Here is a 25,952-nt window from a genome sequence, read left to right on the forward strand (position 1 = left end):
TTTTGTTTTGTGAGCAAAACCTATGTGGAAAACATTACATCAGCTGGCTAAACCCGAGCGGCTCTACCACTTTTGTGGCCGCCTGCTGCCCTGGCTGGCTATCCTCAGCGCGGTATTGCTGGTGGTCGGCTGCGTCTGGGGCTTTGGTATTGCCCCGGCGGACTACCAACAGGGGCAAAGCTACCGGATCATGTACCTTCACGTCCCGGCGGCGATGTGGTCGATGGGCATTTACGCCAGCATGGCGATTGCCGCCTTTATTGGCCTGGTGTGGCAGATAAAAACCGCCGATCTGGCGGTGATGGCGATGGCCCCCATCGGGGCGGCATTTACCTTTATCGCCCTGGTCACCGGCTCCGCCTGGGGGAAGCCAATGTGGGGCACATGGTGGATTTGGGACGCGAGGCTGACCTCCGAACTGGTGCTGCTGTTCCTCTACGTGGGAGCCATCGCACTGTACAGCGCGTTTGACGATCGCCGTCTTGCGGGCCGTGCCGCCGGGATTCTGGTGCTGGTCGGCGTGGTGAACCTGCCGATTATTCACTTCTCGGTGGAGTGGTGGAACACGCTGCATCAGGGCTCGACCAATATGCAGCAGTCCATCGACCCTTCCATGCGTACGCCGCTGCGCTGGACTATCTTCGGCTTCCTCGCGCTGTTTATCACGCTCACCCTGATGCGCCTTCGTAACCTGCTGCTGTTACAGGAAAGCCGCCGTCCGTGGGTGTTAGCGCTTGCTAACGGCAAAGGAGCAAAATCATGACGTGGGCGTTCACACACTGGGGCGAGTTTTTCGCCATGGGCGGCTACGCCTTTTACGTCTGGCTGGCGGTGGCTTTTACGCTTCTGCCGCTGCTTGGGCTGATTTTTCATACCCGCTACCAGCACCGCGCCATTCTGCGGGCGGTGGCGCGCCAGCAGGCCAGAGAGCAGCGTATTCGTGTCGCTCGTCAGCGCCAGGAGGAAGTTTAAGTGAATCCGCGTCGTAAAAACCGGCTTTATCTGGCCGTGGCGGTGCTGGCCGGTCTTGGGCTGACAATAACGCTCGTGCTGTACGCCCTACGCAGCAATATCGACCTGTTTTATACCCCCGGCGAAATTATCTACGGCAAAGGCGAAAGTCATTTAATGCCGGAAACCGGGCAGCGCCTGAGGATCGGCGGCATGGTGATGCCGGGCAGCGTGAAGCGCGACAGCCAAAGCCTGAAGGTCAGCTTCAAGCTGTATGACGCGCGCGGTGTGGTGGACGTGACCTACGAGGGCATTCTGCCGGATTTGTTCCGCGAGGGGCAGGGCGTGGTTGCCCAGGGCGTGATGGAAGGTGCCACGCTTATTCACGCCAAAGAAGTGCTGGCGAAACACGATGAAAACTACACGCCGCCGGAGGTGAAAGCGGCGATGGAGCAAAATCACCAGCAGGCTCCGGAAGTGTATAAGGATAACGCCTCATGATGCCGGAAATCGGTGGGTTCCTGCTAAGCCTGGCGCTCGGCTGGTCTTTGCTATTAAGCGTTTATCCACTCTGGGGCGTGGCGCGCGGTGACCAGCGGCTGATGGCCTCCGCGCGGCCGTTTAGCTGGGCGCTGTTTATCACCCTTTGCGCATCATTCCTGATACTGGTTAACGCCTTCGTGGTGAACGACTTCAGCGTGCTTTACGTCGCCAACAACTCGAATACCGAGCTGCCGGTCTGGTATCGCGTGGCGGCCACCTGGGGGGCGCACGAAGGGTCATTGATGCTGTGGGTGCTGATGATGAGCGGCTGGACGTTTGCCGTTGCTCTCACCGGGCGCAGCATGCCTAAAGAAGATCACGCCCGCGTGCTGGCTGTCATGGGCATGATTAACTTCGGCTTCCTGCTGTTTATTATTTTCACCTCCAATCCGTTTATCCGCACGCTGCCGGACTACCCGCTGGAAGGGCGAGATTTAAACCCGCTGCTACAGGACATCGGCCTGATTCTGCACCCGCCGCTGCTGTATATGGGGTATGTAGGTTTTTCTGTGGCGTTTGCTTTCTCGATTGCGGCGCTGCTGGGCGGCAGGCTGGACAGCGCCTGGGCGCGCTGGACTCGCCCGTGGACGCTGGCGGCATGGGCTTTCCTGACCGTGGGGATTGTGCTGGGTTCGGCGTGGGCTTATTACGAACTGGGCTGGGGCGGCTGGTGGTTCTGGGACCCGGTAGAAAACGCCTCGTTTATGCCGTGGCTGGCGGGCACGGCGCTTATCCACTCGCTTTCCGTTACCGAAAAACGCGGCAGCTTTAAAGCCTGGACGGTGCTGCTGGCGATAAGCGCCTTCTCGCTTTGCCTGCTGGGGACGTTCCTGGTTCGCTCCGGCGTGCTAGTGTCGGTGCATTCCTTTGCGTCCGATCCGGCGCGCGGCATGTTTATTCTGGCTTTCCTGGTGGTCGTTATCGGCGGTTCGCTGCTGCTGTATGCGGTCAAAGGCAGCAAAGTCCGCTCCCGCGTGAGCAACGATCTCTGGTCGCGCGAGTCTTTCCTGCTCGGCAACAACGTCCTGCTGATTGCCGCCATGCTGGTGGTTCTGCTGGGCACGCTGCTGCCGCTGGTGCATAAGCAGCTTGGCCTCGGCAGCATTTCCATCGGGGAGCCGTTCTTCAATACGATGTTTACTGCGTTGATGGCCCCGTTTGCGCTGATGCTCGGCATTGGGCCGCTGGTTCGCTGGCGGCGCGACGAGCCGGGCAAGCTGCGCAAGCATCTGCTGGCGGCGGTGGTTATCACGCTGATGCTGTCGCTGCTTTTACCGTGGCTGATGCAGGATCGCGTAGAGGCGATGACGGTGGTCGGCCTGCTGATGGCCATCTGGGTCTTTGTGCTGGCGCTGATGGAGGTTTATCAGCGCGCCACGCATCGCCACGGCTTCTGGGATGGGGTACGCAAAATTCCTGCCAGCCACTGGGGGATGGTTTCCGCGCATTTGGGCCTGGCGGTGACGGTGGTTGGCATCGCCTTTAGCCAGAGCTACAGCGTCGAGCGCGATGTGCGTATGAAGTCCGGCGACAGCATTGATATTCATCAGTACCACTTTGTGTTCCGGGAAGTGCGGGACATCACCGGCCCTAACTACCGCGGCGGTGTGGGCGTGATTGACGTCACCCGCCACGGCAAGCCGGAAGCCACGCTGCACGCCGAAAAGCGTTTCTATAACAGCAACCGGGCGATGATGACCGAGGCGGCCATCGACGGCGGTTTCACTCGTGACCTTTATGCCGCGCTGGGCGAAGAGCTGGACGATGGCAGCTGGGCGGTACGCCTGTATTACAAACCTTTCGTGCGCTGGATTTGGGCGGGCGGGCTGCTGATGGCCCTCGGCGGGCTTTGCTGCCTGTGTGACCCGCGTTATCGCAGCCGTAAAGTTAAGCCGGAGGCCGCAGCATGAAGCGCCGCTATCTGTTTATTCCGCTGGCGCTGTTTCTGCTGCTGGCCTCGCTGCTGCTCTGGCAGCTGGCGCGCAATGCCCAGGGCGAAGCGCCCACGGATCTGGAGTCGGCGCTGATTGGTAAGCCTGTGCCGGTGTTTCGTCTGGAATCGCTCGATGAGCCGGGTAAAGAGTGGGGGCGGGAAGTGCTGGCGGACGGCAAGCCGCTGCTGCTGAATGTCTGGGCGACCTGGTGCCCAACCTGCCGCGCCGAGCACAAGTTTCTTAACGGGCTTGCCGCGCAGGGCGTCCGCGTCGTCGGCATGAACTATAAAGACGATCGCCATAAAGCGATTACCTGGCTACGCGATCTCGGTAACCCGTACAGGCTAAGCCTGTTTGACGGCAACGGCATGCTGGGGCTGGATCTCGGCGTGTACGGCGCGCCGGAAACCTTCCTGATCGACGGCAAGGGGATCATCCGCTACCGCCACGCGGGCGATCTGAACGATCGCGTCTGGCAGCAGGAGCTGAAGCCGCTTTGGGAGAAATACAGCCAGGAGGCGGGCTCATGATGCGCGCAATGTTCTTTTTGCTCGGGATGCTGTTTAGCCTAAATGCGGCGGCGGCCATTGATACCTTCACCTTTAAAGATGAAGCGCAGGAGCAGCAGTTCCGTCAGCTAACCGAGGCGCTGCGCTGCCCGAAATGCCAGAACAACAGTATTGCGGATTCCAATGCAATGATTGCCTCAGACATGAAGCTTAAAGTTTACGAGCTGATGCAGCAGGGCAAAAGCAAGCAACAGATTGTGGACTATATGGTGGAGCGTTACGGCCATTTTGTGACCTATGAGCCGCCGCTGACGCCAGCCACGGTGATCCTCTGGGTGTTGCCGGGGCTGTTTATTGTCGGTGGTGCGGCGGTGATTGTCTTGCGCAGCCGCAGGCGGCAAAAGATTTCGCTCACGGAAGAAAATCCGGCGCTGAACGGCGGGATAACCTCAGGGAAAATCTCGCTGTGGGTCTTTTTGCCGGGGGGCGTGCTGCTGCTGGCGGTCAGCGCTGGCAGTTATCTGAAAACGTCCGGGCTGGCGCAGGTGCAGGCCTGGCGGCAGGCGACGGCCGAGACGCCAGCGTTGTTAAAACGTGTTCTTGACCCGCAGGCCGCGCCGCTGACTATGGAAGAGATGGCGCGTCTTGGGTTAGGATTACGCACGCGATTGCAGCAACAGCCTGATAATCTTGAAGGCTGGATGATGCTTGGGCGCATTGGCATGGTGCTGAATAACGCCACAACGGCGACACAGGCTTTTGCTCACGCCTATAAACTTGCGCCCACAAACGGCGAAGTAAAGCTGGGCTATGCTGAAGTATTGACCCGCTCTGCCGACGCGCAGGATAACCAGCTTGGTGGGCTTCTGCTCCGCGAAATGTTAAAAGATGACCACACGAATATTCGCGTGCTCAGCCTGCTGGCGTTCAATGCTTTTGAGCGCCAGAACTACCGTGAGGCGATTGGGGCGTGGGACATGATGCTGAAAATTTTACCGGCAAACGACCAGCGCCGCGCCGTCATTGAGCGCAGCATCGATCAGGCGAGGGCCCAGCTTGAACCGGGCACCACTGAAAGCGCAGACAAACAATAATAGGGAGACGCTAATGAATTTCCGCCTGACCGGACTTGCTCTGGCAACAACGGTATTAGTGGGATGTGCCAGTTCTGGTAGCCAGCAGCCTCAGGGGCGTTCGGACCCGCTCGAAGGGTTCAACCGTTCAATGTTCAACTTCAACTACAACGTGCTGGACCCGTATGTATTACGTCCGGTGGCCGTAGCGTGGCGTGACTATGTGCCGGTGCCCGCGCGCAACGGCCTGAGCAACTTCACCAGCAACCTCGAAGAGCCCGCCACGATGGTGAACTACTTCGTGCAGGGCGACCCGTACCAGGGGATGGTGCACTTTACGCGCTTCTTCCTGAACACCCTGCTGGGGATGGGGGGCTTCATCGACGTGGCCGGGATGGCTAACCCTAAACTTCAGCGCGTCGAGCCTCACCGCTTCGGCAGCACGCTGGGCCATTACGACGTAGGCTACGGTCCTTATGTGATGTTACCGGGCTATGGCAGCTTCACGCTGCGCGAAGACGGCGGTGATTTTGTCGATACGCTGTATCCGGTGCTTTCCTGGCTGACCTGGCCGATGTCCATCGGTAAATGGGCGGTCGAAGGTGTCGAAACGCGCGCCCAGTTGCTGGATTCCGACGGCCTGCTGCGCCAGTCAGCCGATCCTTATATCACCGTGCGTGAAGCCTACTTCCAGCGCCATGACTTCCTGGCTAACGGCGGCCAGCTTAAGCCAGAGGCGAACCCGAACGCGGCCGCGATTCAGGATGACCTGAAAGATATCGACTCCCAGTAAGTGCTACCTGGATGTGAAAAAGCGAACATTGATGTTCGCTTTTTTATTGTCATAACACTGACATAAAATGACACATCTTTACTCGCCAGCATTTTGTGTTGGTATGTTATAAAATAACAATCCAAAAATACTGCGCAACTCTTGCGCACCTCACGCTTAAAACATCATGCCACCTACCCGGTTACCCGAAGCTGAACTGCTGCCTCAGGCGCTGCCCGCTCGCTATTCGCTGGCCGGCGCGCAGGCCCGACTCGCCGCGCGTGCGGTGTTCGCCTTAACCTTCTTGCTGTTTATGATGCTCCTGCTGGCGCTGACGGTCAGTATTCTGGAGCCAGCTTCCCGCTGGGTCGCTTTACTCTGCAGCAATGCCGCAGCGCTTTTGTTATTGGTTGTTTCGCTGCACGCGACGCAGCGTATTTGCCAGTGGCGAAGCTTTAAGTTTTCCCCACCGATTGAGCCTTCGGTTCAGGAGGAAGAAGCGCCCAGGAATCCTCTTTTAAGCTGGCTTACGGGCCTGGTGCCGTTAAATTTTGCCCGGGCTGAAGCTTTGTTTAAGGCAGAAGGCATCTGGTCCGGGGCGCTTGCCGCGCTGGCGTTCTATATTGCGTTTTCTGGCTGGAGTAGCCGCTACGTTCCGCTGCTGGACAATAATAACCGCTGGATAGCTGTAGCGTGCCTGGCAGGATCCGTCTTTGTGCTGCTGGTGGCCGAACGGCATCTCAGTGCGGTATCGAAAGAAGCTTCCCCGGAAGCCGGGTCGATAGCGCCGCTGCTGCGCCTGGTGATGGCGGTACAGGTGCTGAGTTTACCGGGACTTGTCTGGCCACAGCTCAGCAGTGCACTGGCGATAAACTTGCCCGCTGCACTGGTACTGTTGGTTGCCGTCGAGTTTATGCTGCGCGGGCTGTTTTCTCTGTTCGCACCCCCCGGAGACGGCACGACAGAGCCCAGGCTTATCCCCAAAAGCCAGCTTGCCGCCCAGCTAACCTGGCCGCCGCGCCCGCTCGGATTTTTACAGCAGGAGCTGCACCAGCGGTTTGGCATCGATCTTCGCCAGGTCTGGGCCTTCAGCGTCCTGAAGCGCGCGTTTATCCCGATGGTGACCCTGATGGTGATCTGCGGCTGGTTGTTGACCGGGCTGCAGCAAATCTCAGCCACCGAACGAGGCGTGTATGAGCGCTTTGGCCGCTCTGTGGCAGTGCTTGAGCCGGGGCTGCATCTGGGGCTGCCCTGGCCGTTTGGTCGGGTGCAGTTGACCGAAAATGGGCAGGTGCATGAGCTGGCTGCCGGGGAAGACCCAGCCAGCCAACCTCCTGTAAAACGCGCCGATGCCGAAGGCCCCGCGCCCGCCAGCGCCGACAGGCTTTGGGATGCCACCCACAACTTCGACAAAGCACAAATCATCGCCAGCCAGAGCGGGGATCGGCAAAGCCTGCAGATCGTTAACAGCGACGTGCGCTTTATGTGGCGTATTGGCTTGACTGATAACGCCGCGCTGGCGGCAACCTACCGGGCAGTGAACCTGTCTGATCTGGTGCGCAGCACGGCAAATGAGGTGTTGGTACATCAGTTCTCGTCTTTAACGCTGGATGATGTCCTGAGCGAGCGGCGTGACGACCTGGCCGGGCAGATTAACCAGGCCGTGCAGCAGCAACTGGATAACCTGCACAGCGGCGTGGAAATCCTTTCTACCGTCGTGGAGGCGATTCATCCGCCTGCTGGGGCGGCCGACGCTTTTCATGGTGTACAGGCCGCGCAGATTGCCGCGCAGTCGCTGATTCTGAGAGAGCAGGGAAGTGCGGCAGAAAAAGCCGCGATTGCCGCGACCAATGCTGCAGTGCGCGAAAACACGGCGCAGGTTAATGCTACCGAAGCGCTAAGCGAAGCTCAGGCAACGGCCATCCGCTTTGCCGCGCAGAAGAATGCTTACCAGCAGGCAGGGCAGGTCTTTATCGACGAGCTTTGGTTTAAACAGCTTCAGCAGGCCCTCAGCGGCCGCCCATTATTGGTCATTGACCAGCGAATTGGTGCCGGTTCGCCGCCCACGCTCGATCTGCGTGATTTCCCTACTTCTACCGATGCGGCGCGGCGTGACGCGCCCGCTAAACCCGCACAGGAGCTTTCCCGGTGAGCCATTCCCACTCTCATGGACATCATGATCACCACCACGGCCACGGCTGCAGTCATGGCCACTCTTCCGCCCCGGAAGGGGGTAAAAAAGGCGCCTGGAAGCGTATTACCGCCGCCGTTGTTTTGGTCGTTATTCTGCTTGCGGCTGCGAGCCTCGTGCAGGTGAGATCCGGTGAATCACTGGTGATCACCCGTTTCGGCAAACCCGTCCGCGTGCTGCTGGAGCCGGGGCTTGCCTGGCGCCTGCCTGCCCCTTTTGAAACGGCAACGGTGGTGGATCTGCGCCTGCGGACGACGTCCAGCGGGCTGCAGGATGTCGGCACGCGCGATGGTCTGCGGATCATCGTTCAGTCCTACGCGGTATGGGAAGTGGACAGCACGCCTGAACACGTGCAGCGGTTTATGCGGGCGGTGCAAAACCAGCCGGATGAAGCGGCCCGGCAAATTCGCACCTACTTAGGCTCAGCGCTGGAAACCACCGCCAGCGGCTTCACGCTTTCTCAACTGGTGAACACCGACGGCAAGCAGGTTCAGCTGGCGGAGTTTGAATCGCATCTTCAGCAGCAAATCAGCCAGCCGCTGCTGCAAAGTTACGGCATCAGGCTGGTGCAGATGGGCACCGAACGCCTGACGTTGCCGGCCGTGACGCTCAACGCCACGGTTGACCGTATGCGAGCAGAGCGTGAAACCATTGCGATTGAGCGCACGGCGGAAGGTAAGCGCGCGGCGGCAGAGATTCGTTCCGCCGCCGATCGCGATGCTCGCATCACCGAAGCTCAGGCCTCAGTGAAAGCGGCGGATATCGAAGCCCAGGCCCAGGTACAAACGGCGTCCATTTACGGTAAAGCTTATGCCAGCGCCCCGCAGCTTTATAGCCTGTTGCGCCAGATTGACGCGCTTAGCGGCATGGTGAATGCGCAAACCCGACTGGTGCTGCGTACCGATGCCAAACCGTTCAGCCTGCTGGTTGACGGGCCGCAAATGGATAAAACGGCGGATAAAAAACCATGACTGAACGGCAAAAACTTGAGCCCGGTGGGCCGTGGACGCAGTCGATTCGGCTGGCGTTTATCGCGATCTTTGTGCTGACGCTGTTTGCCGCCGGGGCGTGGTTGCTGTCGAATGTCCGGCAAATTCCGCCGGGCAGCAGGGCCGTGGTGCTGCGCTTCGGCGCTGAGCAGCGCGTGGCCGAGCCTGGCTTGCTGCTTGCCTGGCCCGCGCCGGTAAATGAAGTAGTGATGGTGCCGGGACCGGATCGGGTGATTGAACACCGGGTGACCGCGCTGCTGCGCTCGTCCGAAGCGCAAAGCCTGGATATCAACGGTGGCCCCGGCAATGATGCTGTTTCGGGCTCTGGTTTCTTGCTCACCGGTGATGCGGGCGTTGTGCAACTGGATATTAGCGTATTTTATCGGGTCAGAACGCCAACCGCTTATGTGTTACAGGACAAGCATGTCCTGCCGCTGCTGGACCGGCTGGTCGAGCGCGCGGCGGTCGCGGTTTGTGCTTCCCGCGATCTGGATACCATTCTGGTTGCCCGGCCCGAAATGCCCGGCAACGATATGAACGTGGCTCAGCAGCGCGAACAGCTGCGGAGCGACGTGCAGCGGAATATCGAACAGAATTTGCTGCGGCTTCAGCAGTCGGGGAGCGATGCGGGGATTACTCTTGAGCGGGTGACCGTGCAGTCTGCTTTACCGCTGACGACCGTGGCGGCATTCAATGCGGTCTTAACCGCCAGCCAGCAGGCCTCGAAAGCGATCGCGACGGCGCAAAGCGATGCCTCATTAACGCGGCAAAAGGCGGTTCAACAGGCCGACCAGATGCTGCAAACTGCCCAGGCAAAAGCGCAGGAGAGCGTGGCGAAGGCGCAGTCGGACACGGCGACAATTGCCCGTCTGGCCAGCAACCATGACGATCCTGATTTGCTGGGACGTATTTATCGCCAGAGAATAGCCGGGATCCTGTCCCAGGCCGGGTCGGTAATCACCGTGTCGCCGCAGGATGATGCGCATTTGATCCTGCAGGGTGTAGCGCAACAAGAGGCGACGAAACCATGACTTCTTCTGTACAAGCCGGTGGGGCGCTGACCCGCCAGGAGCAGCGGCATATTACCCGCCAGTTGATGCTGGCGCTGGTGGCCAGCGGGGCGCTGATTCTGGGGCTGCTTTGGCGGTGGCTGGCGCCTCAGCAGGTTGCCGTTGGCGATTTACTTTTGGGCGCAGCCTCGGTTGTTGTGGCTGTTCCGGTGCTGCGTCACGCGCTGCATAGCCTGCGCTACCCCAGCCTGCACGGATTGACCGACCAGCTTATCGCGCTGGCATTGCTGGGTGCCTGGGCGACCGGGGATCTTCTGACCGCCGCGCTGCTGCCGCTGATCATGATCGTCGGGCATATTCTCGAAGAGCGCAGCGTGATTGGGTCGCAGGAAGCTATTGCCGCGCTGAGCAAACTCACGCGCAGCCGGGCGCGGCGCTTAAGCGCGGACGGTGAATTACAGGATATTGACAACCACGATCTCGAACCTGGCGATGTGGTTGAAGTGCGTGCCGGGGACCATATTCCTGCCGACGGCCTGGTGCTGGAAGGCAAAGCCAGCCTGGACACGGCACCGATTACCGGGGAGTCCGTACCGCAGGAAGTTGTGCCGGGTGCGGAAGTTTTTGGCGGGGCGATAAATCTGGATGGTCTGCTGCGCATCCGGGTTACGCGTACCGGAGAGACCTCGACGCTGGGGCGCGTGATCGCCCTGATGCAAAGCGCGGAACAGGCAAGCCCGCCGATAACGCGTTTGCTCGAGCGCCACGCGGCGCGTTATTTGCTTTTGGTGCTGATGATTGCCGCCAGCACCTGGTTCCTGACGCAGGATGCCCAGGCGATGCTGGCCGTCCTGGTGGCAGCCTGTCCCTGCGCGCTTGTGCTTTCCGCCCCGGCATCATCTATTGCCGGGCTGACGGTGGCCGCCCGCCACGGCATTTTAATTCGCGGCGCGGCCTTTCTTGAGGAGCTGGCGGAGATCAACGCCGTGGTGGTCGACAAGACCGGTACGCTAACCCACGGCAGGCTACACCTGCAGGCCGTGGCGCCTTATGGCGACACCGATCCCACTTTGCTGCAAACCCTGGCGGCCAGCCTGGGCGCGACCAGCAATCACCCGGTCAGCCGCGCGGTAAGCGAGATTGTTTCGCGGGAAGCCTGGCTGCCTCTCGAAAATGTGCGTGAGCATCAGGGGCTAGGCGTTTCCGCCTCTACACCGCAGGGAGAAGCGGTGCTTGGCAGGCGTGAGCTGTTAGCCTCCACTCTGAGCGACTTACCTGCAGCCCCTGAGCACGATGGCCCGATTGTCGGGCTGGCGCTGGATGGCCGTTTTCTTGGCTGGCTGCTGCTGGCCGATAGTCTGCGAAGTGAGGCGGCAACGGCGATGGCCGAGCTGCGCGATCTTGGGCTAAACCGACAGCTTTTACTGACCGGCGATCGCCAGTCGGTTGCGGACAAAATTGCGCACCAGGTGGGGATCGCTGACGTAGTGGCCGGGGCGCTGCCCGCGGACAAGCTGGCGCAGGTGAAACGGCAAATCGACAGCGGCTACCGGCCTATGGTTATCGGCGATGGTATCAACGATTCGCTGGCACTAAAGGCTGGCGTGGTGGGCGTGGCAATGGGGGCCGGTGGGTCCGACATCGCGATGTCTTCGGCGGATATTGTCTTGATCGGCAGCGATCTTCGCCGGCTGGGCACCTGCGTGCGCCTGAGCCGCCGCTGCCGCCGGACTTTGCAGGTCAACGTATTTATCGGCCTGGGCTGGACGCTGGCCATTGTCGCGATGGCGGCTTTTGGCTGGCTTGGCGCTTCTGGCGCAGTTATCGCTGCGCTGTTGCATAATCTCAGCACGCTGCTGGTGCTCGGCAATGCGGGAAGATTACTGCGGTTTGAAGAGAAGCTAAACGAGCAGGCATAAAAAAAGCGCCTTCTGATGAAGGCGCTTTACTTTTCGGGGCAGTAACTTAGAACGCGTAGTTGAAGTTAGCGCCGTACAGCCAGGCTTTACCTTCAGATTTGAAGGAGTACGGGTACTCTTCAATGTTCACTTTCTGACCGTGCATGTAGGAAACGCCTACGTCCACAGACGCGTCTTTGTTGAACGCATAGGTGGTACCGGCGCTCAGCCACAGGCGGTCCTGGTCCGGAATGGAGATAGAACGCTTGTTAGCCGGCACCGGGCTGTCATCGAACGCGATACCGGTACGGAACGTCCAGTTGTCGTCCATATAGTAGGTGGTACCCAGCGCGATGCGGTAAGCATCCCGGAAGCCTTCATCTTTATAGAACAGCTTCTGGCCGTTGCTGTCTTTCGCTTTCAGCTCCTGGAACTGGCTCCAGCTGGTGTAGGTCAGGCTATAGTGGATGGCCCATTTAGGCGCCACTTTGTTATAACCGGACAGTTCCCACATCTCAGGCAGATACAGGTTCAGAGAGCCTGGAATAGTCGCGCCGCCCGTGCCGACAGGAATGTTGTTTGCGGACAGGATACCGGAGAGTGCCGGTGGCAAAGCACTTGATGGTGGCAGGCTGCTCTTATAGTCGCCGTCGAAGTCAATTTTCACTTCAGAGCGGTAGGTGAAGCCGTAGCGGTTGTCTTTATCAATTTCATACAGGATCCCAGCGTTCCAGCCGAAGCCCCATTTGTCACCCTTCAGATGGGCGATTTGGGTATCTGCAGGGATAGATCCGAGCAGACCTTTATAAGCTGCTGGAACTTTTGGATTTGCCGCCAGAATTTGTGGCAGATCGCCCGCATAGCGCTCAATCTTCGCTTTAGCATACACCGCGTCGAAACCGAGGCCGAAGCTCCAGTTGCTGTTCAGGCGGTAGGCGCCGCTCAGGTTCATGTTCAGGGTCGTCAGGTCGGTGGTACCGCCCATCGAGCCCGCTGCGTAGCTGTCATTATACTCGGTGGCCAGGCCGTAGTTGGAGGTGACGGACGCACCCCAGCCAAACTGGTCGTTGATCGGCGCCACAAAGTGCAGGTTAGGGACCCATGCGGTTGGCGCGATGTTTTTCGCATCCAGGCTTTTGCCTGACGGCGAACGGCCAGAGATATCAACGTCCGGGTCAACGAAGATAGCACCAGCGGAGAAAGAAGGGCGATCGAACATCATGATGGTAGCGGGGTTGCGGCTTGCTGAACCCGCATTATCCGCAACTGCACCTTCCCCCGAATACGCTCGGCCAAGGCCAGAGGAAGAGAACTCGTTTAATTGAAAGCCGGCGGCGTACGCCTGGGAGGAGACTATTGCCACTGCAACCGCGAGGGCTGACTTTGTAAACAGGTTTTTCTGGCTCATGACCAAAACCTCATTGATTTATTTTTATGCAAACAATGTTACATACCGTAACAGGAGCGCGAATAGTAGGGACTGATCGGGTACAGAGAAATCAGACCAGTGGCGAGAGTATAGGTCTGACCAGCGAGGATGTTGCAAGTTTGTTTCTAAAGTTTTTCATGTTTGATCTTGAAAACGGGATCTGAGTGGCAAAATTGGGGGGAACTTCTCATCAAAGCGGGGATGTTATTTGTTTTAGATCATTTTTAAGTGTGATTTCCGTCACTTGTCGGTTTTGTGAGGATTATCAACTGGAGCAGATGCAACGGCGGGCGTAAAATAGCCACAATTATTTTAACCATTCTCCTATTTTAAGCCGCATTACAGAGGAAAGCGTGATGAGTAAAAATACCGCCGATGAAACCCCGGTTTGCTGCTGCATTGATGTCGGTTCTATTATCGACAACACAGATTGCATCGCCTCCTACAGCCGTGTATTTACTAGCAAAACAGAAGCCGATGAAGTGCTGGCTGCGTTAACGGCTAAAGCCCGTGACGTTGAGTCTGAACCTTGCCAGATTACACCGCGCTACACCGAAGTCGCCGACGGCGTGCAGCTGGATATCGATTTCCAGTTTAGCTGCCAGGCTGAAACGATGATTTTCCAGCTCGGCCTGCGTTAAATTCCCGCTCTCTAATTCCCCCGTGTAAAGCGGGGGCGTTCATTTCGTTATGTAATAATTCGTGTCGCTTCTCCCATTTTTCTCGCCCGCTGGTTGGCTGGATGTGAATTTTTAGTTAAGACTGTGATCAGGTCAGACCACTTTTTGTCTGTATTCACTTTTTTTAGCAGGGGAGCGTTATGAGTCAGGCACTGCCGTTGATTACCCGCCAGGGCGATCGTATTGCCATTGTCAGTGGTTTACGCACGCCGTTTGCCCGTCAGGCCACGGCTTTTCATGGTATTCCCGCCGTCGATCTCGGCAATATGGTGGTGAGCGAGCTGATGGCCCGCAGCGAAGTGCCGCCCGAGGCGATTGAGCAACTGGTCTTTGGCCAGGTGGTACAAATGCCGGAAGCGCCAAACATTGCCCGTGAAATCGTGCTGGCGACCGGCATGAGCGTCCATACCGATGCCTACAGCGTCAGCCGTGCCTGCGCCACAAGTTTCCAGGCCGTTGCAAACGTAGCCGAAAGTTTGATGGCCGGCACCATTCGCGCCGGGATTGCAGGTGGCGCAGATTCTTCTTCCGTGCTGCCTATTGGCGTCAGCAAAAAGCTGGGCCGTACGCTGGTGGACGTGAACAAAGCGCGCACGCTTGGGCAGCGGCTGAAACTGTTTTCCAAATTACGTCCTCGCGATCTTTTGCCAGTTCCTCCCGCCGTGGCTGAATATTCTACCGGTCTGCGTATGGGGGATACCGCTGAGCAGATGGCGAAAACTCACGGCATCACTCGCGAACAGCAGGACGCGCTGGCACATCGTTCCCACGAGCGTGCCGCCCAGGCCTGGCAGGAAGGAAAGCTGGCCGATGAAGTGATGACGGCGTTTATTCCTCCCTATCGTCAGCCGTTCGCTGAAGATAACAACGTGCGTAAAGGCTCCAGCCTCGCCGATTATGCAAAACTCCGTCCGGCGTTTGACCGCAAGCACGGCACCGTGACCGCGGCTAACAGTACGCCGCTGACGGACGGCGCTGCGGCCGTGATCCTGATGACCGAATCCCGGGCAAAAGAGCTTGGCCTCAAGCCGCTCGGTTTCCTGCGCAGCTACGCGTTCACCGCCATTGATGTCTGGCAGGATATGCTGCTTGGCCCGGCGTGGGCGACGCCGCTGGCGCTTGAGCGCGCGGGCATTACGCTGAATGATTTGACCCTGTTTGATATGCACGAAGCCTTTGCCGCGCAGACGTTAGCCAACCTGAAAATGCTTTCCAGTGAAAACTTTGCCCGCAATGTGCTGGGCCGGGCTCACGCCACGGGCGAAGTCGATGACGCGAAATTTAACGTGCTGGGAGGGTCGATCGCCTACGGGCATCCGTTTGCGGCGACGGGCGCAAGGATGATTACCCAGACGCTGCATGAACTGCGTCGCCGCGGGGGAGGCTTTGGCCTCGTTACCGCGTGTGCGGCCGGTGGGCTTGGTGCGGCAATGGTTCTGGAGGTGGAGTGATGGCACAGCAAGGCGCATTCGATTTACACATCCGACTGGATAACGTTGCCGTAGTGACCATCGACGTTCCGGGCGAAAAAATGAATACCCTGAAGGCCGAATTTGGGGCGCAGGTACACAGCATTATTAAAAAGCTGCGCGACAACCCGAGCGTGCAGGGGCTGGTATTTATCTCCGGCAAGCCGGACAACTTTATCGCCGGGGCCGACATCAACATGATAGGCGGCTGCAAAACGGCTGAAGAAGCGCAAGAGCTGGCGAGGCAGGGGCAGCAGATCATGGCAGAAATCGCCGCGCTGCCGATCCCGGTGGTGGCCGCGATTCACGGCGCCTGCCTGGGCGGCGGCCTGGAGATGGCGCTTGCCTGCCATGTCCGCATCTGTACCGATTCACCTAAAACGCTGCTTGGCCTGCCGGAAGTGCAACTGGGCCTGCTGCCGGGCTCGGGCGGCACTCAGCGTTTACCTCGCCTGATAGGCGTCAGCAATGCGCTGGACATGATTTTGACCGGCAAGCAGCTGCGCCCGCGTCAGGCCCTGAAGCTGGGGCTGGTGGATGACGTGGTGCCCGAATCTATTTTGCTTGAGGCCGCTGTTGAGCTGGCGCTTAAAGGGCGGAAACCTTCGCGTGAACTGCCGGTAAAAGAACGCATACTCGCCGGGCCGCTGGGGCGCTCGCTCTTGTTCAGCATGGTCAGCAAGAAGACCGAAGAGAAGACGCAGGGCAATTACCCGGCAACGGGCCGCATTATCCAGGTTATCCGCACCGGGTTGGAGCAAGGGAGCAAAAGCGGCTATGAGGCCGAAGCCAAAGCGTTTGGTGAGCTGGCCATGTCTCCCGAATCTGCCGCTTTGCGCGGCCTGTTCTTTGCCAGTACGGAGCTGAAAAAAGAGTATGGCGGTGAAGCAAAGCCCGGCAAACTAAATTCTGTCGGCGTGCTGGGGGGGGGATTAATGGGCGGCGGGATCGCCTATGTGACGGCCACCAAAGGCAAGCTTCCGGTGCGCATTAAGGACATTAACAACGAAGGCATTAACCACGCGCTGAAATACAGCTGGGATCTGCTGGAGAAGAAAGTTCGTCGTCGCCATATGAAGCCTGCTGAGCGCCAGCGCGAACTGGCACGTATCTCCGGTGGAACCGATTACCACGGCTTTAGCCAGAGAGATATTGTGGTGGAAGCCGTGTTTGAAGATCTGGCGCTGAAGCAAAAAATGGTGGCTGAGGTTGAACAGTATGCCGCACCGCACACCGTTTTTGCCTCGAATACTTCTTCGCTGCCGATTGCCGATATTGCCGCTCAGGCAGCGCGCCCGCAGCAGGTTATTGGCCTGCATTTCTTCAGCCCTGTAGACAAAATGCCGCTGGTCGAAGTGATTCCTCATGCAGGGACTAGCGCGGAAACCATTTCCACGACCGTGCAGCTGGCGAAAAAACAGGGCAAAACGCCGATTGTGGTAGGCGACAGCGCCGGGTTTTACGTCAATCGCATTCTTGCGCCTTATGTTAATGAAGCGCTGCGCTGCCTCACGGAAGGTGAGCCGATCGAGCGCATTGACGATGCGCTGGTGAAGTTCGGTTTCCCGGTGGGGCCGGTACAATTGCTGGATGAGGTTGGGATAGACGTCGGCACGAAGATTATCCCGATTCTGCAGCAGGCTTTCGGCGATCGCTTTGCCGCGCCTGATACCGTGGATGCAATCTTGAAGGACGATCGCAAAGGAAGAAAAAATGGTCGCGGTTTCTATCTTTATCCTGCAAAAGGGCGTAAAAGCAAGAAACAGCCTGACACAGCGATTTACACGCTATTAGGCGTGACGCCGAACGGGCGTCAGACCCCGGAACACATCGCCGAGCGCTGCGTCATGATGATGCTCAACGAGGCCGCTCGCTGCCTCGATGAAGGTGTGGTCAGAAGCGCACGTGATGGCGATATTGGCGGCGTTTTCGGCATTGGTTTTCCGCCGTTTTTAGGCGGGCCGTTCAGGTATATGGACAGCCTGGGGGCCGCCGATGTGGTGGCAAAATTACAGCGTTTAGCGAGCCAGTACGGGGAGCGGTTCAGCCCCTGTGAAAGGCTGATTATTATGGCTGAACAACACCTTAGTTTCTGGCCCGCGTTGACGTCGCAGCCGGTGACCGAGCTTGACGAAGCGCTGAGCTAAAACCGGTAAATGTACGCTGCAAGGTCATTTTGTAAACAGATATTGACTATACTTGCAGCATTGAGGTAAAAGACAGCGTTTCATTCGATGTACGGATAAGGCACAATGCCCGGCTGCCGTGAACCCCACTTTTTCAGCGTGCGGGTTCAGGCGTTCCTGGTTAACAAAAGCGGTGCAATATGCAAGTTTTTATCATGCGTCACGGCGACGCAGCACTCGATGCTGCCAGCGACTCGGTTCGTCCCTTAACCCAATGTGGGTGTGATGAATCCCGTCTGATGGCGACCTGGTTAACGGGTCAAGTGGCAAGTATCGAACGTGTTCTGGTGAGCCCTTACCTGCGAGCTGAACAGACCCTGGACGTGGTGCGGGAAGCGCTGAACCTCCCGGAAAAAGAAGACATCCTGCCAGAGCTGCGGCCCTGCGGTGATGTAGGCCTGGTGGGGGATTACCTGCTGGCGCTGGCAAGTCAAGGTGTTGAATCTGCGCTGGTGGTTTCCCACCTGCCGCTCGTGGGTTATCTGGTTTCCGAGCTTTGCCCGGAAGAGGCTCCGCCGATGTTTACGACTTCGGCCATTGCCAACGTCACGCTGGACCCGGATTCCGGTAAAGGTGTGTTTAACTGGCAGATGAGCCCCTGCAACTTCAAGGTGGCTAAGGCTATCTGATTGCTGTGAGCATGAAAAAAAGAGTCGCGAACGCGGCTCTTTTTGCTTTTAAGGTGCTCAGGATTTTCCCCCTCACCCTAACCCTCTCCCCAAAGGGGCGAGGGGACTGCTCCCGATCGTTTTCCCCCTCCCCCTATGGGAGAGGGCCGGGGTGAGGGGAATCCCTTGCGCTGAGCTTATGGCAGCTCCGGCGGCTGCCACTCCTCAATCTCAATCAGCACCAGCAGCGCGGCATCGCCGCCGTACTCTTTCGGTGCCTGATGAAACGCCACAATATGCGGATGCTGCGCCAGCCAGAGCGGCGTTTGCTGCTTTAGGACGTGTTTACCGTGGCCGTGCATCACGCAGGCACAAAAAACATGCTCGCGGCGGCAGGCGGCTATCAGCGCGCCCAGCTCCTGTTTGGCCTGAAGCTGGGTCAGACCGTGCAAATCAAGAAATAGCTCCGGAGAATAATCCCCGCGACGCAGTTTCTTCAGTTCAAAATGACTCACGCCTTCGCGCACGTAGCGCATTGGCCCTTCGGTCGCCAGGCGTGGCTGAAACTCATCGGAAAAATAGTGGCTGGCATCAGCCTGCTCCTGCAGCAGACGCTTCACGGGCACTTCCGTTATTTTCTTGCGCACCGGGCGGTGGACAATCGTGTCCTGAGCCAGTTTTTTCGTGCCGCCCATCAGGCCGCGAAACAGCGCCTCATCTTCGGAACTGAGCGGTGATTTTTTTTTCATGTTTCTCTCATCTCGCATTCGCTTTGCGGTCAGTTTACCTGCTTTACCCGGCAGCAATAAAGAAAACGCAACTTTCGCGGCTTCCCGGCGTCGATGAATGCTGATTTGTCGCCTCCTTCATGGCAAACTAGCCGATTATTATTGAACTAGCGTGAGTCGCCTGCGGAGGGCACGTGGATAAAATTTTCGTCGATGAGGCAGTAAACGAGCTGCATACCATTCAGGACATGCTGCGCTGGTCGGTCAGCCGCTTTAGCGCCGCCAACATCTGGTATGGGCACGGCACCGACAATCCATGGGATGAAGCCGTTCAGCTGGTTCTGCCAAGTCTGTACCTGCCGCTGGATATTCCTGAAGACATGCGCACCGCGCGTCTGACCCCAAGCGAGCGTCACCGCATCGTCGAACGCGTGATTCGCCGCGTCAACGAACGTATTCCGGTTGCCTACCTGACCAATAAAGCCTGGTTCTGCGGCCACGAGTTCTACGTGGACGAACGTGTACTGGTGCCGCGCTCGCCGATTGGAGAGCTGATTAACAACCGCTTTGCCGGGATGATCGACCACGAGCCGCAGCACATTCTGGATATGTGCACCGGCAGCGGCTGCATCGGGATTGCCTGCGCCTATGAATTCCCGAATGCGGAAGTGGATATTGTTGATATTTCCCCTGACGCTATCGCCGTGGCCGAGCAGAACATTGCCGAGCACGGCCTGGACCACAACGTCACGCCGATTCGCTCTGACCTGTTCCGCGACCTGCCTAAAGTGCAGTACGACGTGATTGTGACGAACCCGCCGTATGTTGATGAAGAAGACATGGCGGATCTGCCGGGCGAATACCACTTCGAACCTGAGCTGGGCCTGGCGGCCGGCAGCGATGGTCTGAAGCTGGCTCGTCGTATTCTTGGCTGCGCGCCGGATTACCTGGCCGACGGCGGGATCCTGATTTGTGAAGTGGGGAACAGCATGGTACACCTGATGGAACAGTACCCGGAGGTGCCGTTCACCTGGCTTGAGTTCGACAACGGCGGCGACGGCGTATTTATGCTGACTAAAGCGCAGCTGATTGACGCTCGCGAGTACTTCAGTATCTACAAAGATTAATTGCCGAACGTAGACGAGCCTTCGGGCTCGTTTTACTTCCCGCGCACAACACAATAACTAGAACGGTGATTAAGGAGCCGTGATGGCTGGTAACAGTATTGGACAGGTTTTTCGCGTAACGACATTTGGTGAATCTCACGGCATCGCGCTGGGCTGCATTGTTGACGGCGTCCCGCCGGGCATCCCGCTGACGGAGGCCGACCTGCAGCACGATCTCGATCGCCGTCGTCCGGGCACCTCGCGCTACACCACTCAACGCCGTGAGCCTGACCAGGTCAAAATTCTCTCCGGCGTGTTTGAAGGCGTGACGACCGGCACGAGCATTGGCCTGCTGATTGAAAATACCGATCAGCGTTCCCAGGATTACAGCGCCATCAAAGACGTGTTCCGTCCGGGACACGCGGATTACACCTACGAACAAAAATACGGCCTGCGCGACTACCGCGGCGGCGGCCGTTCTTCTGCCCGTGAAACCGCCATGCGCGTTGCAGCGGGCGCCATTGCCAAGAAATACCTTGAGCAGAAATTCGGCATTAAAATTCGCGGCTGCCTGACGCAGATGGGCGATATTCCGCTGGAAATCAAAGACTGGGATCAGGTTGAGCAGAACCCGTTCTTCTGCCCGGACCCGGATAAAATCGACGCGCTGGACGAGCTGATGCGAGGCCTGAAAAAAGAGGGCGACTCCATCGGCGCGAAAGTGACCGTTGTGGCTGACAACGTGCCGCCGGGCCTCGGTGAGCCGGTCTTTGACCGCCTGGACGCAGACATTGCCCACGCGCTGATGAGTATCAACGCGGTGAAAGGCGTGGAAATTGGCGAAGGCTTCGGCGTGGTGAACCTGCGCGGCAGCCAGAACCGGGATGAAATCACCCAGCAAGGCTTCCAGAGCAACCACGCGGGCGGCATTCTGGGCGGCATCAGCAGCGGTCAGCAGATCGTGGCTAACATGGCCCTGAAACCAACTTCCAGCATTACCGTGCCGGGCAAAACCATTAATCGCGAAGGCGAAGAAGTGGAGATGATCACCCGCGGGCGTCACGATCCTTGCGTGGGGATCCGCGCTGTGCCGATCGCAGAAGCAATGCTGGCTATCGTGCTGATGGATCACCTGCTGCGCCAGCGCGCTCAGAACGCTGACGTTTCTTCCCCGCTGCCTCGCTGGTAAGACGATGAACAAACTCCTGATCGGGATGCTGGCGCTGGCCGCCAGCGCCCAGGCTCTAGCGGCGACGCCGTGGCAAAAAATCGACCACCCGATTGCCGGTAGCGCGCAGTCTATTGGCGCGTTTTCCAACGGCTGCATCGTCGGGGCTCACGCGTTGCCGCTTGAGGACGCCCGCTACCAGGTGATGCGCCCGGATCAGCGTCGCTACTTTGGTCATCCCGATCTGGTGATGTTTATTCAGCGCCTGAGTAATCAGGTAAATCAGCTCGGCCTGGGGACAGTGTTGATTGGTGACATGGGCATGGCGGCAGGCGGGCGTTTTAGCTCCGGCCACGCCAGCCATCAGACCGGGCTTGATGTCGACATTTTCCTGCAACTGCCAAAAACTCGCTGGACGTCGGCGCAATTGCTGCGCCCTCAGGCTTTGGATTTGGTTGCTGCCGACGGCAAGCGCGTGGTGCCTTCGCTGTGGAAACCGGAAATCGACAGCCTGATTAAGCTCGCGGCTAAAGATAACGAGGTGACGCGCATCTTCGTGAACCCGGCTATTAAGCAGCGGCTTTGCGAAGATGCGGGCGCTGACCGCGACTGGCTGCGTAAGGTGCGCCCGTGGTTTGCCCACCGCGCCCACATGCACGTTCGCCTGCGCTGCCCGGCTAACAGCCTTGAGTGTGAGGATCAGCCTCTGCCTCCTCCGGGAGACGGCTGCGGGGCCGAGCTGCAAAGCTGGTTCGCGCCGCCTGCACCGGGCAGCACGCCGCCGAAAAAGACAACGCCACCGCCGCTACCCGCCTCCTGTCAGGCATTACTGGATGAGCACGCTCTGTAAATGGAATGGTTTATGGTTTCCCCGCTGCTGCTGCTGGCGCTGTTTTTTGTCGCCATGCTGGCCGGGTTTATTGATGCCCTTGCGGGCGGCGGCGGGTTACTGACGGTCCCTGCTTTGCTGGCGGTAGGCATGTCTCCGGCTCAGGCCCTGGCAACCAACAAGCTACAGGCCTGCGGCGGCTCGGTTTCAGCCTCTCTCTATTTCATTCGCCGCAAGGTGGTCAGCCTTGCCGATCAGAAGCTCAATATTCTGATGACCTTTATCGGCTCTACGTGCGGCGCATTGCTGGTGCAGCACGTGAAGTCCGATATTTTGCGCCAGCTCCTGCCGCTGCTGATTATCGGCATCGGGCTCTATTTCCTGCTGATGCCAAAGCTCGGAGAAGAAGACCGGCAGCGCCGCCTGCACGGTTTGCCGTTCGCGTTAATTGCCGGGGGCTGCGTCGGTTTTTATGATGGCTTCTTTGGCCCCGGCGCCGGGTCGTTTTACGCGCTGGCCTTTGTGACGCTTTGCGGCTTCAACCTCGCCAAATCCACCGCCCACGCGAAAGTCCTGAACGCCACCTCCAATCTTGGCGGGCTGCTGCTGTTTATCATCGGCGGCAAGGTGATTTGGGGCACCGGCTTTGTGATGATGGCCGGGCAATTTTTAGGGGCGAGGGCGGGTTCGCGCCTCGTCTTAAGTAAAGGGCAGCAGCTGATTCGCCCAATGATTGTCGTTGTTTCGGCGGTAATGAGCGCCAAGCTGCTGTATGACAGCCACGGACCGGAAATTCTCCATTGGTTAGGGATAGCCTGAAATGAATGATGTCACTATGAGCAAACAACACCATTACCAGGAACTGATTGACGTGTTCGATAGCTGCTTCCTGGCAGAGTTTAATACCCGCTTGATCAAGGGCGATGACGAGCCTATTTATCTGCCTGCGGATGACGAATTGCCGTATAACCGCATCGTCTTCGCGCACGGCTATTACGCCAGCGGAATGCATGAGATTTCTCACTGGTGCGTGGCGGGCGCAGAGCGCCGCAAGCTGGTGGACTTCGGTTACTGGTATTGCCCGGACGGGCGAGACGCCGAAACCCAGGGCAAGTTCGAAGATGTGGAAGTGAAGCCGCAGGCGCTGGAGTGGATGCTCAGCACCGCCGCGGGCTTCCCGTTTAACGTCAGCTGCGACAACCTGAGCGGCGATTTTGAGCCTGACCGCATTGCGTTTCAGCGCCGGGTTCATGCCCAGGTTATGACTTATCTGAAAGACGGGATCCCCGAGCGCCCGGCTCGTTTGATTGACGCGCTAAGGGCGTATTATGGCACCCCTGCGCTCGAAGCCGGGCAGTTTGCCTGGCCAGAAGACCTAAACTAAAAATCACCTGTATGAAGAGGATGTATGATGATCGCGGAATTTGAGTCACGTATTTTGGCGTTGATTGATGAGATGGTGGAGCACGCCAGTGACGACGACCTGTTTGCCAGCGGTTATCTGCGTGGGCACCTGACTCTGGCGGTAGCCGAACTGGAAAACGGCGACGACCATACGCCAGACGCGCTGCATGTGGTGGTGAGCGATAGCCTGCAAAAGGCGATTCAGGCCGGTGAGCTTTCCCCGCGCGACCAGGCGCTGGTGTTGGGCATGTGGGAAACGCTTTTCGAGAAGGCGAAGTTTTAACCCTCACCCTAACCCTCTCCCTAAAAGGGAGAGGGGATAAAAGCGTTACAGAGAAGCTGATGAGGGGAACATCACTTCACCGCTTTTCCTTTCAATAGCTTCCTTACCCAAAGCCGATTCGGGTTCAGCGCCGCGAGCGTGACTGCATCCAGCGGAATAGGTTCTTCACTCATCTGCGCTGCCAGAATCTCAGAAGCCAGCGGCGCGCTACACAGCCCGCGTGAGCCCAATGCACCCAGCATATAAAGATTGCCGTAAACCGGTGCAGGCTCTGCGTTTGCACGATCCTCGGCCAGCCCGATATATTGCTCAAGCGTGGCGTCATAATCTGGCACACTGCCCACCATTGGAAGGTGGTCGCGTGAAGCGCAGCGCACGCCGCAGCGGGCTTCGTTGGCTGAAACGTCCACTTCTTTTGCCCATTCTGCATTCGGCAGACAGTCGAGCAGGCGCTGGCGATTATGCTGCTGATCTTCTGCATTCCAGGTCATTTCATCCTGGCCACGGTGATAGCTGGCGCCAATACAATGCTGCTGGTTGTGCGGGTTGACCGGCGTCAGATAGCCGTCGTAGCACAGCACCTGGCGGAGCTGGCTTAATCCCGGCGTGGTAGGAATATGGCTAACCTGGCCGCCGACCGAGTAAACAGGCAGGTTCTGAGTTTGAGAAAACTGACTTATTTGATGTCCGTTGGCCAGCACGACGGCGGCATGCTGGGCGGTCTCCTGCTGAGCAAAATCTATCTTCCAGCCGCCATTCGCGGCCGTTAAGTCGGTCACCCGGTATCCATAATGAATCTTTAATCCTTGCTGTTCGGCTAGTGCAAGAGCGCCGGCGGTAAGCTGTGCCGGGTAGAGCCAGCCGCCCAGCGGATAGCTGATGCCACCGCACTGCGTGTCAACGCCACAGGTTTCCGCCACCGTTTCAGCATCCACCGCCTTCGCCAGTAAGTCTGGCAGGTTCAGGCCGAGCATCTGTTCGATTTTATGGGCGCTTTTTTCATCCCAGGCGAGCTGGGTTACGCCGCACCAGGCATGATCAAAAGTTACCGGAAGGGCATCGTACAGTCGGCGCGCGAAGGTGAAGGCCGCCGGGAAAAAGGTGGTTAGCGCCGCATCATGCGCGGTTAGCAGCGGGTAAAGTGCGCCCTGACGGTTGCCGGATGCGCCCTGGGCTGGGGCTTCATCCTCGCAATACAGGGTGACCTTCCAGCCTCGACGCAGCAGCGCCAGGGCGAGCAGGGCGCTGGCAATGCCGCCGCCAATAATCGCGGTTTCACGTTCACTTGTGCCAGGGCGAGCGTACCAGGGGGTGCGGGCAGAAGTATCCACGGGCTGTTGTAGAGATCCAACTAGCATTTCGCGTTTGCGGCCAAACCCTTTGCTGCGTGTCACGGTGAAGCCCGCTTCAATTAAGCCACGGCGTACAAAGCCTGCGGAAGTAAAGGTCGCCAGCGTGCCCCCAGGGCGAGCCATGCGAACCATGGCCTGGAAGAGCTGCTGCGTCCACATATCCGGGTTTTTGGAGGGCGCGAAGCCATCCAGGAACCAGGCATCGACCTGCTGATTAAGGGTGTCATCTAACTGAGATATCAGCTCGTTAATATCGCCAAACCACAGGTCAAGCGTGATGCGGCCATTGTCCAGCAGCAGGCGGTGGCAGCCGGGAATCGGCAGCGGCCATTGTTGCTGAAGCTCGGTGGCGAAGCGACTGAGCTCTGGCCAGTGCTGATGGGCCAGCGCCAGATCGGCGGCGGTCAGGGGAAATTTTTCAAAACTGATAAAATGCAGCCGTTTTAAGCAGGCATCTTCACGTTTCACACAAAATTCATCGAACGCCTGCCATAAAGTCAAAAAGTTAAGGCCGGTACCAAACCCACTTTCTGCGACCACAAAAAGCGGTCTTTCGTGGGTTGCAAAGCGTTCAGGGAGATGGTTTCCGCCGAGGAAGACGTATCGCGTCTCTTCCAGTCCGTTATCGTTAGAGAAGTAAACGTCGTCAAAATCTCGGGATACAGGTGTACCTTCTTCGTTAAAACCGAGGTTGGCGGATTGTATAGGGGAATGTTTCACGTAAGTTGCTCGTCTGACAGGCAGTGGCACGATCATAACGGCGTGAGCGGAGCGGCGCAAATTTCCGCACAATTTGGCTGATCGGACTTGTTCGGCTTACAACTGTACGCTATTGTGCGA

The 25,952-nt window shown here is 58.3% G+C and carries 24 protein-coding genes; 21 read left to right on the forward strand and 3 right to left on the reverse strand.

Features of this window, described 5'->3' with window-relative positions; translation table 11 throughout:
- Positions 1–22 precede the first annotated feature (22 nt).
- The 11 genes from F3J26_RS01575 to F3J26_RS01625 all read left to right on the forward strand — a co-directional run bounded on the left by F3J26_RS01575 (position 23) and on the right by F3J26_RS01625 (position 11,891).
- A complete protein-coding gene (locus F3J26_RS01575) occupies positions 23–763 on the forward strand; it encodes a heme ABC transporter permease (RefSeq protein ID WP_008459663.1) in 741 nt (246 codons plus the stop codon).
- Positions 760–972 (forward strand): heme exporter protein CcmD, encoded by a 213-nt coding sequence (ccmD, locus tag F3J26_RS01580; RefSeq protein WP_008459664.1) that lies wholly within the window; start codon positions 760–762, stop codon positions 970–972. Before F3J26_RS01575 ends, ccmD begins: the two co-directional genes overlap by 4 nt.
- Positions 973–1,452 (forward strand): cytochrome c maturation protein CcmE, encoded by a 480-nt coding sequence (gene ccmE / locus F3J26_RS01585; protein WP_008459665.1) that lies wholly within the window; start codon positions 973–975, stop codon positions 1,450–1,452. It abuts the gene before it with no gap.
- Positions 1,449–3,404, forward strand: coding sequence for a heme lyase CcmF/NrfE family subunit (locus tag F3J26_RS01590; protein WP_166990843.1), 1,956 nt, complete (start codon positions 1,449–1,451; stop codon positions 3,402–3,404). Before ccmE ends, F3J26_RS01590 begins: the two co-directional genes overlap by 4 nt.
- The gene (locus F3J26_RS01595) at positions 3,401–3,958 is read left to right on the forward strand and encodes a DsbE family thiol:disulfide interchange protein (RefSeq protein WP_166872115.1); all 558 of its coding nucleotides are present in this window, start codon (positions 3,401–3,403) and stop codon (positions 3,956–3,958) included. Before F3J26_RS01590 ends, F3J26_RS01595 begins: the two co-directional genes overlap by 4 nt.
- An 8-nt stretch (positions 3,959–3,966) precedes the next feature.
- Positions 3,967–5,031: a cytochrome c-type biogenesis protein CcmH gene (locus tag F3J26_RS01600; RefSeq protein WP_166992875.1), complete on the forward strand. Its 1,065-nt coding sequence runs from the start codon at positions 3,967–3,969 to the stop codon at positions 5,029–5,031.
- A 13-nt stretch (positions 5,032–5,044) separates the two neighbouring features.
- On the forward strand, positions 5,045–5,803 hold the full coding sequence (gene mlaA, locus F3J26_RS01605; RefSeq protein WP_008459669.1) for a phospholipid-binding lipoprotein MlaA: 759 nt from the start codon (positions 5,045–5,047) through the stop codon (positions 5,801–5,803).
- 166 nt (positions 5,804–5,969) lie between these two features.
- A complete protein-coding gene (hflK, locus tag F3J26_RS01610) occupies positions 5,970–7,934 on the forward strand; it encodes a protease modulator HflK (RefSeq protein ID WP_166990846.1) in 1,965 nt (654 codons plus the stop codon).
- On the forward strand, positions 7,931–8,944 hold the full coding sequence (gene hflC, locus F3J26_RS01615; RefSeq protein WP_166990849.1) for a protease modulator HflC: 1,014 nt from the start codon (positions 7,931–7,933) through the stop codon (positions 8,942–8,944). The genes hflK (F3J26_RS01610) and hflC overlap by 4 nt, the downstream gene beginning before the upstream one ends.
- On the forward strand, positions 8,941–9,993 hold the full coding sequence (hflK, locus tag F3J26_RS01620; protein ID WP_008459674.1) for a protease modulator HflK: 1,053 nt from the start codon (positions 8,941–8,943) through the stop codon (positions 9,991–9,993). The genes hflC and hflK (F3J26_RS01620) overlap by 4 nt, the downstream gene beginning before the upstream one ends.
- Positions 9,990–11,891 carry a heavy metal translocating P-type ATPase gene (locus tag F3J26_RS01625; RefSeq protein WP_166990852.1) on the forward strand — a complete coding sequence of 634 codons (1,902 nt, stop codon included), beginning with the start codon at positions 9,990–9,992 and terminating at the stop codon, positions 11,889–11,891. The genes hflK (F3J26_RS01620) and F3J26_RS01625 overlap by 4 nt, the downstream gene beginning before the upstream one ends.
- 46 nt (positions 11,892–11,937) lie before the next feature.
- Here F3J26_RS01625 and fadL read toward each other — a convergent pair whose 3' ends face one another.
- Positions 11,938–13,278: a long-chain fatty acid transporter FadL gene (gene fadL, locus F3J26_RS01630; protein WP_166990856.1), complete on the reverse strand. Its 1,341-nt coding sequence runs from the start codon at positions 13,276–13,278 to the stop codon at positions 11,938–11,940.
- A 377-nt stretch (positions 13,279–13,655) separates the two neighbouring features.
- Here fadL and F3J26_RS01635 point away from each other — a divergent pair, with 377 nt between their 5' ends.
- The 4 genes from F3J26_RS01635 (at position 13,656) to sixA (ending at position 18,263) form a co-directional block, all read left to right on the forward strand.
- Complete coding sequence (locus F3J26_RS01635; protein WP_008459678.1) at positions 13,656–13,940, forward strand: YfcZ/YiiS family protein; 285 nt, start codon at positions 13,656–13,658, stop codon at positions 13,938–13,940.
- A 179-nt stretch (positions 13,941–14,119) separates the two neighbouring features.
- A complete protein-coding gene (gene fadI / locus F3J26_RS01640; RefSeq protein ID WP_008459679.1) occupies positions 14,120–15,430 on the forward strand; it encodes an acetyl-CoA C-acyltransferase FadI in 1,311 nt (436 codons plus the stop codon).
- The gene (fadJ, locus tag F3J26_RS01645; RefSeq protein ID WP_166990859.1) at positions 15,430–17,595 is read left to right on the forward strand and encodes a fatty acid oxidation complex subunit alpha FadJ; all 2,166 of its coding nucleotides are present in this window, start codon (positions 15,430–15,432) and stop codon (positions 17,593–17,595) included. The genes fadI and fadJ overlap by 1 nt, the downstream gene beginning before the upstream one ends.
- Positions 17,596–17,774: 179 nt before the next feature.
- A complete protein-coding gene (gene sixA / locus F3J26_RS01650; RefSeq protein ID WP_008459681.1) occupies positions 17,775–18,263 on the forward strand; it encodes a phosphohistidine phosphatase SixA in 489 nt (162 codons plus the stop codon).
- Between the two features lie 176 nt (positions 18,264–18,439).
- Here the strand turns inward: sixA and smrB are convergent, their stop codons facing one another.
- Entirely contained in the window at positions 18,440–18,991 is a 552-nt protein-coding gene (gene smrB / locus F3J26_RS01655; protein WP_008459682.1) for an endonuclease SmrB, read from the reverse strand.
- A 173-nt stretch (positions 18,992–19,164) separates the two neighbouring features.
- Between smrB and prmB the strand changes: the two genes are divergently transcribed.
- From prmB to F3J26_RS01685, 6 genes are all read left to right on the forward strand, one after another.
- Entirely contained in the window at positions 19,165–20,097 is a 933-nt protein-coding gene (prmB, locus tag F3J26_RS01660) for a 50S ribosomal protein L3 N(5)-glutamine methyltransferase (protein ID WP_008459683.1), read from the forward strand.
- 82 nt (positions 20,098–20,179) lie between these two features.
- On the forward strand, positions 20,180–21,265 hold the full coding sequence (gene aroC, locus F3J26_RS01665; protein ID WP_008459684.1) for a chorismate synthase: 1,086 nt from the start codon (positions 20,180–20,182) through the stop codon (positions 21,263–21,265).
- Between the two features lie 4 nt (positions 21,266–21,269).
- The gene (gene mepA / locus F3J26_RS01670) at positions 21,270–22,094 is read left to right on the forward strand and encodes a penicillin-insensitive murein endopeptidase (protein ID WP_008459685.1); all 825 of its coding nucleotides are present in this window, start codon (positions 21,270–21,272) and stop codon (positions 22,092–22,094) included.
- On the forward strand, positions 22,095–22,892 hold the full coding sequence (locus F3J26_RS01675; RefSeq protein ID WP_166990862.1) for a sulfite exporter TauE/SafE family protein: 798 nt from the start codon (positions 22,095–22,097) through the stop codon (positions 22,890–22,892).
- A 16-nt stretch (positions 22,893–22,908) separates the two neighbouring features.
- On the forward strand, positions 22,909–23,457 hold the full coding sequence (locus F3J26_RS01680; protein WP_008459689.1) for an elongation factor P hydroxylase: 549 nt from the start codon (positions 22,909–22,911) through the stop codon (positions 23,455–23,457).
- Between the two features lie 27 nt (positions 23,458–23,484).
- Positions 23,485–23,760 carry a YfcL family protein gene (locus F3J26_RS01685; RefSeq protein ID WP_008459691.1) on the forward strand — a complete coding sequence of 92 codons (276 nt, stop codon included), beginning with the start codon at positions 23,485–23,487 and terminating at the stop codon, positions 23,758–23,760.
- Between the two features lie 71 nt (positions 23,761–23,831).
- Here F3J26_RS01685 and mnmC read toward each other — a convergent pair whose 3' ends face one another.
- Positions 23,832–25,832 carry a bifunctional tRNA (5-methylaminomethyl-2-thiouridine)(34)-methyltransferase MnmC2/FAD-dependent 5-carboxymethylaminomethyl-2-thiouridine(34) oxidoreductase MnmC1 gene (gene mnmC / locus F3J26_RS01690; RefSeq protein WP_353621172.1) on the reverse strand — a complete coding sequence of 667 codons (2,001 nt, stop codon included), beginning with the start codon at positions 25,830–25,832 and terminating at the stop codon, positions 23,832–23,834.
- Positions 25,833–25,952: the final 120 nt, after the last annotated feature.

This window comes from Enterobacter sp. Ap-867 (genome assembly GCF_011752855.1).
GTDB lineage: Bacteria > Pseudomonadota > Gammaproteobacteria > Enterobacterales > Enterobacteriaceae > Cedecea.